The following is an 801-nucleotide window of genomic DNA, read 5'->3' on the forward strand; positions in this document are numbered from 1 at the left end:
CCCAACAGCAAACCGCCTGCATAGACCGCACGAATGTCCATTGGCGCAGCGGCGAAGCAGAGCATGCTGCCTGCCATGACGAGCGAGGCCAGTGCGATGGTCGGCATGACACCGATACGCTGGGCTATGCGCCCAGCCACGCAGCAGCAGATCATGGTCGAGACCATGCCGCTCGAAATCACGGCGCCGGCGACATCGCTGTTCATGCCCAGGGATTGCAGGTACTCGGGCAGGAGAAAACTCGTCCCGTACGAAGCGGCGATCACCAGTGACGCGATCAGAAACGGAATGAACGCCCGTAATTGGAGGGATGCCGGCAAGTGCTCGGCGTGTGAGATCGCACGCTCGCCAGTCGATAGATAAATGGAGGAGCCAGTCATGCGCTTACGCCACTGCCGGTTGACGCGAGGCCTGAGGGGCGTCGCACAGTACCGATCCTGCTTCAGTCTCCTGATCCTCAATGCTGTCGAGCAGTTGCTGGTCCGGAACATCCGGATAGAACGCACGACCTAGCAGGCTGTTGATGATGCGACTGTTCCTGTACGCGACCAGTGAAAGATTGACGCTTTGCAGGCCGTGCTGCACGCGGCTTTGGTTTTGCAGATACACGGGACCGGGCATTGACGCATCGAAGCGCACGGCGTAATCGGGATCGAGCGTTGGCAGACCGTCTTCACGGCTTGCGCCGTCGAGCAGCTTCTGAACGAACGGCAAATGGCGCGGCTGAAAACCGGTTGCCAGGATGATTCTGTCCGCGCTTATGCCGTTGCGCTGCGACGTGACGAGCGAGGTCAACCCGAT

The 801-nt window shown here is 60.2% G+C and carries 2 pseudogenes; both read right to left on the reverse strand.

The annotated features are described in order from the left end of the window. A pseudogene (locus tag HWY30_RS40810) lies at positions 1 to 380 on the reverse strand (MFS transporter); the annotation flags it as partial. A gap of 4 nt (positions 381 to 384) precedes the next feature. Continuing rightward, positions 385 to 801, reverse strand: a pseudogene (locus HWY30_RS40815) (lysine N(6)-hydroxylase/L-ornithine N(5)-oxygenase family protein); the annotation flags it as partial.

Source organism: Paraburkholderia tuberum STM678, assembly GCF_902833905.1.
Lineage (GTDB): Bacteria > Pseudomonadota > Gammaproteobacteria > Burkholderiales > Burkholderiaceae > Paraburkholderia > Paraburkholderia tuberum.